14 protein-coding genes are annotated in these 14,500 nt (G+C 59.5%); 13 read left to right on the top strand and 1 reads right to left on the bottom strand.

The genetic code is table 11. The annotated features are described in order from the left end of the window. The first annotated feature begins 103 nt into the window (after positions 1-103). The 12 genes from ACN50D_RS13220 (at position 104) to ACN50D_RS13165 (ending at position 12,661) form a co-directional block, all read left to right on the top strand. Complete coding sequence (locus ACN50D_RS13220; RefSeq protein WP_212633783.1) at positions 104-913, top strand: IclR family transcriptional regulator; 810 nt, start codon at positions 104-106, stop codon at positions 911-913. 102 nt (positions 914-1,015) lie between these two features. Next, complete coding sequence (locus ACN50D_RS13215) at positions 1,016-2,128, top strand: substrate-binding domain-containing protein (RefSeq protein WP_212633782.1); 1,113 nt, start codon at positions 1,016-1,018, stop codon at positions 2,126-2,128. Between the two features lie 14 nt (positions 2,129-2,142). Further along, on the top strand, positions 2,143-3,183 hold the full coding sequence (locus ACN50D_RS13210) for an ABC transporter permease (protein WP_212633781.1): 1,041 nt from the start codon (positions 2,143-2,145) through the stop codon (positions 3,181-3,183). After that, complete coding sequence (locus tag ACN50D_RS13205) at positions 3,180-4,691, top strand: sugar ABC transporter ATP-binding protein (RefSeq protein ID WP_212633780.1); 1,512 nt, start codon at positions 3,180-3,182, stop codon at positions 4,689-4,691. The genes ACN50D_RS13210 and ACN50D_RS13205 overlap by 4 nt, the downstream gene beginning before the upstream one ends. Continuing rightward, complete coding sequence (locus ACN50D_RS13200; protein ID WP_212633779.1) at positions 4,688-5,407, top strand: SDR family NAD(P)-dependent oxidoreductase; 720 nt, start codon at positions 4,688-4,690, stop codon at positions 5,405-5,407. Before ACN50D_RS13205 ends, ACN50D_RS13200 begins: the two co-directional genes overlap by 4 nt. Continuing rightward, positions 5,404-7,002, top strand: coding sequence for an acyl CoA:acetate/3-ketoacid CoA transferase (locus tag ACN50D_RS13195; protein ID WP_212633778.1), 1,599 nt, complete (start codon positions 5,404-5,406; stop codon positions 7,000-7,002). The genes ACN50D_RS13200 and ACN50D_RS13195 overlap by 4 nt, the downstream gene beginning before the upstream one ends. A 1-nt stretch (position 7,003) precedes the next feature. Then, positions 7,004-8,137, top strand: a complete 1,134-nt coding sequence (locus ACN50D_RS13190; RefSeq protein WP_212633777.1) for a Zn-dependent alcohol dehydrogenase — start codon at positions 7,004-7,006, stop codon at positions 8,135-8,137. Further along, complete coding sequence (locus ACN50D_RS13185) at positions 8,134-9,306, top strand: acyl-CoA dehydrogenase family protein (RefSeq protein ID WP_212633776.1); 1,173 nt, start codon at positions 8,134-8,136, stop codon at positions 9,304-9,306. The genes ACN50D_RS13190 and ACN50D_RS13185 overlap by 4 nt, the downstream gene beginning before the upstream one ends. After that, entirely contained in the window at positions 9,303-10,694 is a 1,392-nt protein-coding gene (locus ACN50D_RS13180) for an aldehyde dehydrogenase family protein (RefSeq protein WP_212633775.1), read from the top strand. Before ACN50D_RS13185 ends, ACN50D_RS13180 begins: the two co-directional genes overlap by 4 nt. Next, entirely contained in the window at positions 10,691-11,458 is a 768-nt protein-coding gene (locus ACN50D_RS13175; protein WP_212633774.1) for an enoyl-CoA hydratase/isomerase family protein, read from the top strand. Before ACN50D_RS13180 ends, ACN50D_RS13175 begins: the two co-directional genes overlap by 4 nt. After that, positions 11,455-12,177 carry an SDR family NAD(P)-dependent oxidoreductase gene (locus ACN50D_RS13170; RefSeq protein WP_212633773.1) on the top strand — a complete coding sequence of 241 codons (723 nt, stop codon included), beginning with the start codon at positions 11,455-11,457 and terminating at the stop codon, positions 12,175-12,177. The genes ACN50D_RS13175 and ACN50D_RS13170 overlap by 4 nt, the downstream gene beginning before the upstream one ends. After that, entirely contained in the window at positions 12,167-12,661 is a 495-nt protein-coding gene (locus tag ACN50D_RS13165; RefSeq protein ID WP_212633772.1) for a heme-binding protein, read from the top strand. Before ACN50D_RS13170 ends, ACN50D_RS13165 begins: the two co-directional genes overlap by 11 nt. A gap of 565 nt (positions 12,662-13,226) precedes the next feature. Here ACN50D_RS13165 and ACN50D_RS13160 read toward each other — a convergent pair. Further along, a complete protein-coding gene (locus ACN50D_RS13160; protein WP_212633771.1) occupies positions 13,227-13,949 on the bottom strand; it encodes an IclR family transcriptional regulator in 723 nt (240 codons plus the stop codon). Between the two features lie 123 nt (positions 13,950-14,072). Between ACN50D_RS13160 and ACN50D_RS13155 the strand changes: the two genes are divergently transcribed. Next, the gene (locus tag ACN50D_RS13155) at positions 14,073-14,468 is read left to right on the top strand and encodes a GlcG/HbpS family heme-binding protein (protein ID WP_212633770.1); all 396 of its coding nucleotides are present in this window, start codon (positions 14,073-14,075) and stop codon (positions 14,466-14,468) included. Positions 14,469-14,500: the final 32 nt, after the last annotated feature.

Below are 14,500 nucleotides of genomic sequence, written 5' to 3'. Positions count from 1 at the left end.
GGACAACCGCGCTTCACACGAGTTCGCCAGCACTTCACTTGACTCCGTTTGGTGATCTGGATTACATTAATCCCACTCCACACTATGGATTGAGGTCCACAATATGGAAACCTCCGGAGCGCAAAGCGCTTACCGCCTACTTGACGTCTTGACACGAGTATCCCTACATCCCGAAGGAATCACAGCAGGTGATATCGCCAGGGCGACAGATCTGACTGCACCGACAGCGCACCGGCTTCTTCGCGTGCTCCGCGACCGCGGCTTTGCGGTACAGGACGGGACCTCAGGCACCTATTCACCGGGACCGCAGATTCAGGTGCTTGCAGGTGAAACAGTCGACCGATACGCGCTGGAAGAACTAGGAACGCCGTTACTTGCGAAGCTACGGGATCAAACCACCGAGACAGTGTTCATGTCGGTGCGGCGCGGCCTGCGACTGACGTACCTCGTGTGCATGGCATCGTCACACTCCGTACAAATGTATGGCGAACCAGGACAACTGATTCCGTTGCACGCCACGAGTCAAGGAAAAGTGATTCTCGCGTTTCTGCCGGCTGGGGTCGGCGACCGCATCATCGACCAATTGGATCTGACGCGTTACACCGATTCCACCATCACGAGTCCGGCAGAACTGCACCGTGTCATGGAGGAAGTGCGGCGGGACGGATTTGCCCTCAGCCTCGAGGAGCGTGAACTAGGCGTGCGTTCGATCGCCGCCCCAGTCTTCGACTCGACAGGAGCGGTCGTCGCCTCGATCTGCGTAGGCGGACCGATCTTCCGCGTGTCTGAATCGGATCTTCGATCACGCTTCGCCGATCTCGTACTGAATACGTCCGCACAGCTCACGGCAGCACTCTCGCGGAGTCGTCGTTCACCGGGCGGAAGCGACCGAACGCACGCCCTCGAACAGTAGCGAAAGCAACTACTGCCCAACATCTTTGCCGTACAACCGCTCTGCAGGCAGCGCGGTCGTACAAGCACACTTCAAAACTGTCCATCTTCCAAAGGAAATCCCATGAAGAAGACCCGACCCTTGATCACTGCCATCGCGTGCACTCTCACGCTCGCCGTCGGAACTGCATGTAGCGCGAGTGTCGACAACAACGCCACGGCGACAGAAAGCTCGGCAGCCGACGTGGTCGTCGATGACGGTGGCTGCGCCAAGAATCACGAACAGATCGCAGAGATCCAAAACAAACTCGCCGGCAATCTCTACGGAATCGCCGCAGCGAATTCGGACAAGGGCACCAATGTGAATCCCGATCCCAAGGGCGACGGTGACCCGATCAAGATCACGTTCTCGATCGAAGGGCTCAGCCATCCTTTCCTCGTCAAGCAGAAGCAACTCGCCGAGGAGACCGCGCGCAACCTGGGTGTGCAGATCAATGTCATCAGTGCGAACGACGACGTCAATCAACAGTTCAACGACATTCAGACTGCAGTTGCTCAGGGCACCGATGCGTTGATGATGATGCCAGCCAACACCGAAGGGCTGAGTGCTGTCCTCAAGCAGGCTGACAACGCCGGCGTGCCCTACTTCTTCACGCAAAAGGGCATGCTGGGCGTGAAACCCGCTTCACAGGTGCTCGCCCCCTACACCACCGAAGGTCAGATGCTCGGTGACTGGGTCGTCGATCACTACGCCGGACAACAGAACGTCAAAGTTGCAGTAGTTTCCGGAATTCCCGGCGACGCATCCAGCGATGCCAGAGTGGGAGCATTCATGCTTCCTCTCTTGCGCGCCTGCACATTCGACATAATTGCCGAGCAGCCGGGCAACTATCGCCGGGCCGACTCCGAGAAAGCCGCCCAGAACATGCTTGCCGCGAATCCCGATGTCAATTTGGTGTTCGGCGCCAACGACGAAGCCGCGTTGGGGGCCGTAGCCGCACTGCAGTCAAGCGGACGCAGCGGGGTTGACGTGGTCGGCCTCGACGGTGAAACGGACATGTTCACCGCGATCGACAACGGGCAGACGCTGGCTACGGTCATCCACAAGCCCACAGCTGGAATTCTCGTCGATGAGATCGTCAAATACCTTCGCGGAGAAGATGTCCCACAATTCAAGGTCCTTGATGAAGATCTAGTAACCAAGGACGACACCGCGACCATGCAACCCGCATTCTGAGCTCGGAGTCTCCCATGACTACTACCTCTGCAACACCGCTACCCGGCGCCTCCAAACAGCCCCCACGGCACAACTCCTCGATACGAACGCGTCTCGTCGAGGGCAATGCCCTCAAACAGCTCGCTCAGCTCGGGCCGGTCGTAGCGCTGATCCTCCTTGTCGCATTCTTCTCGATCCAGGCACCTAACTTCATCTCCACCAACAACCTCACCAACGTTCTTCAGCAGGTCTCGATCACTGCTATCGCAGCCGTCGGCGCCACCGTGGTGATTCTCGTTGCCGGTATTGATCTTTCAGTCGGTTCAATCGTTGCTTTGACCGGGAGTATCGCCGCCCTGTATCTCCAGCACGCCACACTGTCCACCGGAATGGCAACCGGCGCTGCGGTGTTCATAACCCTCATCGCCGCTACTGGCTGCGGACTGCTCAACGGCGTGCTGGTCACCATTGCGAAGGTCCCGGCATTCATCGCAACACTCGCAACACTGACAGCGCTTCGAGGCGTGGCACTTCTGATCACGGACAGCTACCCGATCTCGATCAACAACTCGTCGTTCACACAGATCGGTATCGGCAAGGTAGGGCCCGTCCCGGTACCGGTGATCATCATGGCCGTCACCTTTGCAGTCGGCTACCTCATACTGCACCGTTTGAAGATCGGTCGCCGAATCTACGCGGTCGGTGGGAACAAGGAAGCCGCACGACTTTCCGGCATTCGAGTATCTCGGGTCCTGATGTTCGCCTTCATGTTCGCAGGTTTCTGCGCCGGAGTTGCGTCACTGATCCTGAGTGCGAAATTGTCCTCCGGGCAGCCTGCGGGAAGCGTCGGCTTCGAACTCGACGTCATCGCGGCAGTGGTCGTGGGTGGAACGAGCCTGTTCGGAGGTCGGGGTCGACTTGCCGGTACCTTCCTCGGGGCATTGGTCATCGCGGTGCTCGGCAACGGGCTGACACTGATGAACGTTCCGTTCTATTGGCAGCAAATCGTAACCGGCGCAGTCGTTGTCGGCGCCGTGGTACTCGATCGGGTTACGCGCGGGGAGTCCGGGCAATGAGGACCGCAATCCGCACAGGAACGCTCGAAGCGCGAGGAATCTCGAAGCGATACGCAGGTGTTTCAGCACTGGAGGACGTATCGGTGACACTCGAACCAGGAATGATTCATGCTCTGATCGGGGAGAACGGTGCGGGAAAGTCGACGCTGTCGAAAATCCTGTCCGGCTTCGAGACTCCGGACGACGGTGATCTCCTGCTCGACGGTGAACCCGTATCGATCAAGAGCCCGGCACACGCAGCCGAGCACGGCATCGCAATTGTGCACCAAGAGTTGTCGATCATCGGATCGGTTTCGGTAGCAGAAAACGTACTGGTCGGTGCCGAACCGTCGCATTGGGGATTCGTCGACCGGAAAGTGCTGGCAGACAAAGCTACTCGATATCTCGAACGTGTTGGCCTCTCGGTCGATCCAGGCCAGGAAGCGTCCCGTCTCTCGATTGCCGAACAACAACTGGTCGAGATCGCACGTATCATCGCACTCAACGCACGTATCGTGTTCTTCGACGAACCCACATCCTCACTTCCCCACGATGATTCACGTCGACTCCTCGAACTGCTCCGCGACCTGAGAGACAGCGGCACAGCCGTGATTCTCATCAGTCACGACCTTCCGGAAGTACTCGAATACTCCGACACGATCACCGTCCTCCGCGATGGCCGGCACATCGTCACGGCTCCGACCAACGAGTTCACCGAGGACTCATTGATCAACTACATGATCGGACGAGATCTCGGCGCGCTCTATCACGGACACGCATCCGCTCCACCGAAGTCCGCCCCCGCGATTCTCACCGTCACCGACCTCCAGGCACCAGGAGTGCGATCAGCGACCTTGCACGTCGCCCCCGGTGAAATTCTCGGTATCGGCGGCCTCGTGGGTAGCGGTCGCACCGAAGTGTTGCAAGCAATCTTCGGGGCCACACGAATCTCCTCTGGCACAATGCTTCTCGATGAGAAGTCGTACTCCCCCGCACATCCTCACGAAGCGCTGGCATCCGGGATCGGTCTGGTTCCCGAGGATCGCAAAGATCAAGGTCTCCATCTGGGCCTACCGATCAGTTCCAATATCGAACTCGCGAGCTTGGCTCAGATGAGCAGCGGTCCCTGGTTGAGGCGGAGCCGGGGCGCCGCCATCGTCGACAGATTCTTTCGCGAACTGCGAATCAAAGCCGCGAGCGCGTCCCTCCCCGTCGGCGCATTGTCCGGAGGGAATCAGCAGAAGGTAGCCCTCGCAAAGATTCTGGCGACCGCCCCACGTGTCCTACTCCTCGACGAACCTACTCGCGGAATCGATGTGGGCGCAAAGGCGGAGGTCCACCGCCTCATTCGAGAGCTCGCAGACCACGGAATGGCGATCATCATGGTTTCTTCAGTTCTTCCTGAGCTACTCGGCGCTTCGGATCGCATCGTCGTCATGCGGGGAAGGCGAACGGTGGGCGAACTCACTCGTGCAGAAGCAAGCGAAGAATCCGTCATGAGGCTCGCATTCCAGGGAGCGATCGCATGAATTCGCCAGTCGCTGTTGTGACGGGAGCCGAGGGCGGACTCGGTGAAGCCGTAACACGACGCTTACTCGACGACGGGTACCGTCTCGTCCTCGGCCATTTGCCGGGCACGGGAGTCACCCTGGTCGATTCGACTGACGCCGTCGTTGCAGTGCCTACCGACGTCACGAAGGAGCACGACACCCGCGCCCTGATCGATGTGGCTATCGAACGATTCGGACGCATCGACGCGCTCATCACTCTGGCAGGAGTGATGGAGCAGTGCACCATCGACGAGCTCGACCTCGAGACATGGAATCGCACGCTGTCGGTCAATCTGACGGGGACCTTCCTCTGCGCCACCGCGGCCAAGGACGCCCTACGCGAATCCAGCGGCGCGATTATCACCATCGGAAGCCAACTCGGCTACACCGGCGGAATCGATTGCGCTGCATATGCAGCGTCGAAGGCCGGCGTTTCCGGACTGACACGGGCACTCGCTCGACAATTGGGCCCTGAAGTACGCGTCAACTGCGTTGCCCCTGGGCCGATCGAAACCCCGATGACGTCGGCGCACGCAACCCCCGAATGGATCGAACAGAAGACTCGGCAACTCGTCATGAACCGCTTCGGCACGGCAGATGAAGTGGCAACCGCTGTCGCCTGGCTCGCGGGAGAGAACACAAGCTTCGTGACTGGACAGACGATCCATGTAAATGGTGGAGGAATAATGCCATGAGAAACAGTGGAACAATTGCACCCGAGTTCCTGCCGGCAAACGAAGCAGTCGAGCGCATTCCCGATCGAGCACGGGTTCTGATCGAAGCATCCGGCGGTGGAGTCATCGAGCCGTCGACGCTCATCGCTGCGGTTGCAGAACGATATCGCACTACAGCTGCACCGTCAGCTCTGTCGGTGTACTTCTGCAGTGGGATCGGTGACCGCAATGGCTCCGGTATGGACAAGATGGCGATCCCCGGTCTGATCAAGTCCGCCGTAGCCGGTCATTGGGCAATGACACCCAGCCTGTCCAACATGGCGCACGAAGGACAGATAGAAGCATACAACCTCCCACAAGGTGTACTGGCACAACTCCTTCGGGAAAGCGCCGCCCACCGACCGGGGCTTGTCACGAAGGTTGGTTTGGGAACGTTCATCGACCCCCGTCTCGGCGGAGGAAAACTGAACAACGCGACGACGCCGGACCTGGTCAAAGTCATCGAACTCGAAGACGAAGAGTACCTGTTCTATCCCAGTCCGTCGTTCGATGTTGCACTCATCCGCGGGACGACCGCCGACGAACACGGCAACTTGACGCTCGAACACGAGACAGCCAAGCTCGGTGTTCTCGCGGCAGCGATGGCCACCCGAAACAGCGGTGGACTCGTCATCGCTCAGGTCAAACGCGTCGCCGCGGCGCACACGCTCAACGCGAAAAGCGTTGTCGTTCCAGGTCATCTCATCGACATCATAGTCGTCGACGAGGATCAGTGGCAGACCGCGATTACGCATTACAACCCGAGTTTCTCCGGCGAAGTCTACGTTCCGTTCGGTCGAGCCCCTGCAATGCCGCTGACCGAACGAAAGGTCGTCGCACGACGTGCGCTCGACGAAATTCCCCACGGCGCCGTGGTGAATCTCGGCGTCGGTATGGCCGACGGCGTCGCAACGACTGCCCTCGAAGAGGGTCGGCTTCCCGAGATGATTCTGACTGTCGAACAGGGAATGGTCGGAGGTGTACCAGAGCGTGGAGTCATCTTCGGTGTGTCGATGAACCCCGAAGCGGTGATCGAGCATGCCTCGCAATTCGATTTCTACGACGGTGGTGGACTCGATGTCACGTGCCTTGGATTTGCCGAAGTCGACGTCGAAGGCAACGTCAACAGCTCACTGGTCGACGGACGAATCTTCGGTGCCGGCGGATTCATCAACATCTCGCAGGCAGCGAAGAAGGTCGTCTTCTGCGGCACTCTCACCGCAGGTGGACTTCGTACTGACTTGTCCGGCCAATCAATGAGAATCACCAACGAGGGTAGACATCACAAATTCGTTCAGAGGGTTCGCCAAATCACCTTCAACGCGCGACTCGCACGCGAGCGCGGCCAAGAAGTCCTCTACGTCACCGAGCGCGCAGTCTTCGCCCTCGGATCGGACGGCCCTGAACTGATTGAAGTGGCGCCCGGCTGGACTGCAGATCAGGTCGTGGATTTGATGGATTTCCGCCCTAAGATCTCAGATTCCCTGAGCGTGATGAACGTGTCCCTCTTTCAAGAGAGGCGAACGAGGACACACGCAACACCGGCCATCTCCGAACACACCAGCAAGGAGAACTGACATGCGTACACGCGCAGCCGTCACCTACGGACTGAACACGAACTTCGATGTGAAGGAGGTGGAACTGAACGATCCGGCTTCGACCGAGGTCCTCGTTCACCTGGTTGCATCGGGTATCTGCCACTCCGACATGCACCATGTCACCGGCGACCAAATCGCGCAGTTACCGATGATTTTCGGCCATGAAGGTGCCGGTGTGGTCGAGAAAGTCGGATCAGCCGTGACACACGTCAAACCAGGCGACCACGTCGTCATGTCCTACCTGCCTTCGTGCGGGACATGCCGGTGGTGCACCGACGGGCAGACCAACCTGTGCGACCTCGGGGCGTACGCCGTGCAGGGCCCTCAACTGGACGGCACACATCGGTTCCACGACGACGACGGTACAACCCTCGGACAGTTCTGTCTGGTCTCGACGTTCAGCGAATGGACAGTTGTACCAGGGCAATCCGTCGTCAAGATCGAACCGCACTACCGCCTCGAGCGGGCATGTCTGGTCGCCTGCGGCGTCACTACGGGAATCGGAACTGCGATCTACCGTGGCGGTGTCCGCCCCGGCGACGACGTCATGGTCTTCGGAGTCGGTGGTATCGGAATGAATATCGTGCAAGGCGCCAAAATTGCCGGAGCCAAGCGAATCATCGCCTGCGATATCAATGACTGGAAGTTGGAGCAGTCCAAGCATTTCGGTGCGACACACACCGTCAACCCGAACATGACAGACCCGGTCGAATTCGCCAACGAGTTAACCTGGGGAGTCGGTGTAGATCGATCCTTCGAAGCTGTCGCGACACCCGAAACCATCGGCGCAGCCGTACGAGCAGTCCGGAAAGGTGGCGTCGCGACCGTTGTCGGCCTGACCCGCCACGACCAGCCCGACATTCCAGTCAATCCGTCCGAGTTCGTGTTGTGGCAGAAAACGCTGACCGGGTCCCTGAACGGCGGCTGCAACCCGCGCAACGACATTCCGGCGATGCTGCGACTCTGGGACACAGGACAGATCGATCTCGACGGGCTCGTGACCAAAGAATACCGACTTGAAGAGATCAACGAAGCGTATGACGACCTGCTGGCAGGAAAGAACCTTCGTGGTGTCATCCGCTACGAGTGGGCAGACAACGGAGTGAATTCATGACATACACAGCTCAACTCGACAGCGACGCACGCGAACTACTGGAGGTGGTAGCTGATTTCTGCCGTACCAAGATCGCACCTCGCGCTCAGAGCATCGACGAAACCGCCGAATTCTTCCCCGATCTGTTGGTACAAGCAGCGGAGATAGGGCTACAGGGTCTCATCTTCGACGAGGACGGCAAAGTCGACCCGTCGATGCTGGCGTTGGCACACGAGACCACCGAAATCGTGGCGTCATATTCAGGAGCAGTTGCTCTGGGCATTTCCATTGCGCGGCTACACGGGTACCTGCTGGCGACCTACGCGCCGGACGATGTACGCGGCCGATGGCTCCGAGGGTTGATCGACGGCTCGGTTCGCGGGAGCTTCGCACTCAGCGAACCACAGTCCGGCACTGATGTGCGCGCAGGCAAGACGGTCGCGACCACGGTCGATTCAGACACATTCTCGATCACTGGAGAAAAGGCTTGGATCACTCAATCCCCACAAGCCGACTTCTGTATCGTGCTCGCCAAACTCGATTCGAAAGACAGGGACGCCGCCACAGCGGCATTCGTCGTACCGTTCGACACGCCCGGGCTCACGGTCGGGAAAGACGAACCGATGTCGGGATTCCGCGGAATGCCCATGGCCAACATACATTTCGACAAATGCATCGTGCCTGCGAGCTGGCGCCTGAACGTCGATGGCTTCCGCGGAATGCTCGAAGGTCTCAACCTGGCCCGCCTCGACGCTGGTTGCTACGGCGTCGGATTCATGCGTGCCGCCCTACGCGAGACCAGCGAATACGTGCGCAACCGAGAAGCATTCGGGCGCACTTTGGCCGACCTTCAGATCGTGCAGGAGAAGCTTGGCCGCATGCATGCGGACTACCTTGCAGCTCGCGGGCTTCTCCGTGAGGGCGTGGAGTCGTTCGCACTCGGCGGTGGTGGCGACGCACACCTGATCTCGGCAGCGAAGATGTTCGCCAGCGATGCGGCGATGCGCCACACCATCGAGGCGGTGCAGCTGCACGGAGGATACGGCGTACACCTGCACTATCCAGTTCAACGATTGATGCGAGATGCAAAGATCATCCAGATCATTGACGGCACCAGCGAAATTCATGCACTGATGCTCGGACGCGCTGCCGCACGCGCAGACTGGTCGAAGGTCGAGGTGAACGCATGAGCACCGAGGTCAACGTCTATGACGTACTTGACAAGGTCACCGGAGAGATAATCGGTTCCGCATCTGTTGCGTCGGAATCCGACGTCGAACAAGCGATCGCCGACCTCTCTCGGGCCCAGCCAGATTGGTATGCGATGCCGGCAACAGAGCGCGCATCCATATTGCGTCGGGCCGGATCACTGCTCGAGCGGGACGCAGATCGATTCTCTCGCATGCTCGTACGCGAAGGCGGTGCGACCAGATCGAAAGCAGAAGGTGAGATCGGCGCCAGCATCCTCGAGTTCTATCAAGCCGCCGAACTCGCTACCACTCCTCTCGGTGAGGTCATTCCATCCGGGCACCGTGGACGAATGAATATCGTGGAGCGACGCCCGGTCGGCGTCATCGGTTTGATCACGGCATGGAATGCCCCATTGCACATCGCTCTTCGGGTGCTCGCCCCTGCCATCGCCTTGGGCAACACAGTTGCGCTCAAACCAGCGCCGGAAACGCCGTTCAGCGGCGGAACGATGATTGGTGAAATCCTCTGCGAAGCAGGACTGCCTGACGGTGTGGTCGAGATTCTGACCGGTGGTCCTGCCGGGCAAGCCCTCGTCTCCCATCCCGACGTCGACATGATTCACTTCACCGGATCCGAGGAAACCGGCCGCCGCATCAACATTGCGGCCGCACCGAGCCTGAAACGAGTCGCACTCGAACTCGGCGGCAACAATGCAACTGTCGTGTTGGCCGATGCGGATATCGAGCTCGCTGCGCGCTGCGGTGCCGAAGCATCTTTCGGACATCAAGGTCAGGTATGCATCGCAACCGGAAGGCACATCGTTCTGGCGTCCGTCGCGGACGAATACACCACCAGACTTGCCGCCCATGCCGCCACGCTCACCGTGGGCGATCCGAACACCAGCGACGTCGACATGGGGCCTGTCGTTTCGACACGACAGGTGGACAGGGCGCAGGAGATGATCAACCGAAGCGTCGAGTTGGGTGCCCGCGTCGTGGAAGGTGGCACCGCGACAGGCACATTGATGCGTCCCACTGTCGTCAGCGACGTACGCCCAGGTATGCCGATCCACGACGAGGAGGTGTTCGCTCCCGTCGCACCGATCACGGTGGTGGGGTCGATCGAGGAAGCTCTCGATATCGTCAACGGAACGCGTTTCGGCTTGACCGCGTCAGTGTTCGGTCGCAACCTCGAACATGCCTGGTCGGTGGCTGACCGCATTCGAACCGGAATGGTTCACGTCAACGATGTTTCGGCGATGCACGAATCCCACGTGCCGTTCGGCGGTAGGGCGGCATCCGGTCTCGGAGACGACCTCGGGGGGCGCGCAAGCATCGATTTGCTGACCGAGCGTCGCTGGACCAGCTTGCAGAGGTCCGAGCTGTGAACCAAGCGGGTGCAGTCCGCCTGGCGATCGACGGGCCGGTCGCGACCCTTCTTCTCGACCGGCCAGCCAAGCGGAATGCACTGAGCTCGAACATGATCGAAGAGTTGAGAAACCGCCTCGTCGAATTATCGGGCAATGATCAGGTGCGTGTGGTGCTCGTGCGCGCCAGTGGCGATCGAGCATTCTGCGCCGGCGCCGATACTGAGGAGTTCCGGCACACGAGCCCTGAAGACATTCGCGGGATCTGGACCAGGACAGGGCAGCAAGTATTCACCGCTCTCGCAGAACTACCTCAGACAACCATCGCAGTTTTGAGCGGCAGTGCTTATGGTGGCGGCCTGGAACTGGCGCTTCATTGTGACTTCAGGGTCGCCGCACCGGGCATTGAAATCGGACTTCCAGAAGCAACACTGGGTACGACGCCAGGTTGGTCCGGATTGACACGTGTCGTCGCCCTTGCCGGGATTCCTGCGGCGCGGATGCTCGCGATGACGGGCCGAGCTGCGAGTGCCCGGCGTGCGTACGAATGGGGTTTGGTCGACCTGGTGACGGAAGATCTCGAATCGACTCTGCAAAAAATGGTGTCATCGATTCTCGGCACTGGAGTCGTGGCTCAATCAATAGTCAAGCGACTACTTGCGCATTCCGAGCCGAATTCGTCCAGTACTGCGCAACTTGTCGACTCACTCGCAGGTGCCTACACAGCTGCCTGCGGTGAGACTGCTCAATTTCTGAACAACGCCGCTGAAAGGCGATCACAATGACACGTACGGTACTGATAGCAGGGTCATCTCGCGGAATCGGCGCCGCAGCAGCACGCTTGGAGTCCGCTGCAGGGTCACACGTCATTCTGCACGGAAGGACGAAGTCGGCAAGCCTGGAATCACTCGCATTCGAGTTGGATGCGCCGATGTTCACTTGTGATGGTCAAGACTCGGAGGCAGTGGATCGAACCGTTGCCCAGATCACCGAACGAGGTTACGAGATCGATGCACTGATCTGCACTGTTGGTGCCGTATTGCGAACCGACGCGCTGACGGGAGATACCGAGCGGTGGATCGACGAGTACCGTTCCAACGTCCTGGCACCAGTCAATTTCATCCGTGCAGTCGCACCTGGCATGACAGTACGCGGGCATGGACGCATCGTCACGGTTTCCTCCATTCGAGGTCGTGACAACCTCGCCAGCCCCGAAGTCACAGGGTATTCGGCGGCAAAGGCCGCCCTCGAAAACGTCACTGTTTCCTTCGCCAAAGCGCTTGCCCCACTGATTACCGTCAACGCCGTGGCCCCCGGATTCGTGATGACCGATATGGCCGACACTTGGTCTGACAATGTCAAGGAAGAGGTAGCGGCGAATCTCCTCGCACGAGCGGGCGAGCCCGAAGAAATCGCTGCGCTTTTGAGCTTCTTGACCAGTGATGCGGCCAGCTTCATCACGGGTCAGACGATCCTTGCCGACGGAGGCTTCGATGCTCGCTGACGCAGAGTTTTGGCGGGCGGAGTACGAGTGGGCACTCGCACGTGAGAAAGATGTGATGTTCGGATCGTTCACCTACGACGATGCGTGGTCGCTGGGAACCATGCTGGTCGAATCCGGTCGCCGCTCCGACCTGCCTATCGCGATCTCGATCATGTTCGGCGAACAGCGTGTCTTCCACGCAGCATTGGCAGGTAGTAGTGCGCTCAACGATGACTGGATCGACCGCAAGATCAGGGTTGTAGCCAAACACAACATGTCGTCATATGGCGTCGGATGCCTGTATCGCTCGCGCGGCGAGGACTACGACGAGGCCGCCCGGTATGAACGAGGACGCTTTGCTGCCTTCGGCGGCGGGTTACCCATTCGAGTGGGCGGCCTCCTTGCCGGTGCTGTTGCCGTATCCGGTTTGGCAGAGAAAGAAGATCACGAACTGGCTCTCGATTCGCTTGCGACCCTGTTGACGAAAGTAGGTCACTCGCAATGAATTCAAACGATCTCACGTCCAGGTCCGCCACAAATGCGGAACTGACCTTCAGCGAAGCTGACATCTATTGGTCGGCGGCGGTTGCTGTTGAGAGAGTGGTAAATTCGGCCCCCCTCGTGCTTCGCTGGTTCCTCGGGCCTGGTGAACGAGCGTAGAGAGTCGAATTGAACCGGGAACCCCACATGATATCTCTCGGCGTCCGAAATTCGAGTCGAATTCAGCATATGCCGCAATCGACAGTCCGAGGTTCTGGAGCAGCGACACGGTTCCTTCGTCGACACGAGAAGCAGAGTGCTTCCTCGATGAATTCGGCCGCATTGATACTGCCCGCGTGGCGGGCCTGTCAATAGGTGGTCAGATGGGCTAGCTTTCGGCGACGAAAACACGTCGGCGCGCCGAGGCAGGGGCGATTCGCCCATAGTCCTTGATCGATACCATGCCGGAAACTGTCATTGCCGAGTTTGACTCGTAACTCGCCTCGCAGGCCGCATCTTGAATGACTGGACTGACCGCTCATGTACACGGTGCGTCTGGTCACTCCGTCCAGGGAGTTCCCTCACACCCTTCACCCCGAAAGTGCGGCGAGAACAAGGCTGCGCACCCGCTGACCGATCTCGATCAATTGGCGACGCGGCAAACGGCTCGTCGGCCCTGCCACTCCGATTGCTGCGCCGTTGCCGAATGGGACGGCGACACATGAGACACCGGGGTGATATGCGTCGATGTCGAGCGCGAACCCCTCTCGCCCGACTGCCTTGACCTTGTCGATGTGTGCCGCCATCTCGAGTGGGTGCCGTGCGAGTAGGCCGTCCGCAAGCTCATGGTTGTCGGAAAGTAGTGCATATCCGATCGCAGTACCGAGCAGAGGCTCACGCTCACCGGGCGAAACGGTGAGATGCAGCGGCCTGGCAGATTGCTCGGCATCCGCGCACAGATATTCCTCGCCGGCGGCAAAGGCGAGGTAGCTGGTCTCCCCGGTTTCTGCGGTGATCTGCTCAAGCATCGGGCGCACACGCGCGCGAAGTGCGTGTTCGGCCCCCGCGCTAGGGCCGAGGAGCTGGCGGAGTTTGCCGGTCAATCGATATGGGCTGCCTTTGCCGTGCTGCGTGATGTAACCCAGGGCTTCGAGAGAAGCCAGGAGGTTGTGAGCCGTGGACCGGTTGAGTCCGGCCCTGTCCGCGAGCTCACTAAGGCGAGTTCCCTCGGGATTGGAGGCCACGAGTTCAAGCAGGTCAAACGCGCGCTGCACCGACTGGATTGTGCGCGGCCCACCGTCCATTGATTCCATGATGCTGAACTATATCAGAACTGTGGTACATAAATTTGACAGCGAGAAACTGTGTCGCCATTATGTGTACATAGTCAAACTTTGACTGCGCACAATCACAACTTGTTCAACATGGAGGAATCAATGTCGTCTTTTGAAACTAGATCCCGGCGCGCTGTCGACGCCGTCGTGGCGGCGTCCGCTTCGCGCGGCATCGCGGTGTCTGTAGCAGTTGTCGATGCTTCCGGGATTCTGCAGGAATTTCGACGGATGGACGGATCGGTGGCCGGCCCGGTCGACGTGTCACAGAAGAAGGCGCGCACTGCCGCACTGTTCGGCATGGACGGGGTGGACTTCGCCGAGGTGGCCCAGCCGGGGGCGGCAATTTACTCCATCGAGAACACCAACGGTGGACTCATCAGCTTCGGAGGAAGTGTCGTCCTTCGCGATAGCGGCCGGATCGTCGGCGGCATCGGCGTCGCCGGAGCCACGGTCGACGCTGACGAAGAGCTCGCACGTATTGGCACCGCGGCGTTCTGACTAAGACCGCACCGCCAGCACAGCTGAGCGAA

The organism is Rhodococcus sp. SB1D, from assembly GCF_048573875.1.
Taxonomy (GTDB): domain Bacteria; phylum Actinomycetota; class Actinomycetes; order Mycobacteriales; family Mycobacteriaceae; genus Rhodococcus_F; species Rhodococcus_F qingshengii.
Note: the sequence above shows the minus strand (reverse complement) of the source record. Positions and strands in the feature narration are given on the sequence as shown.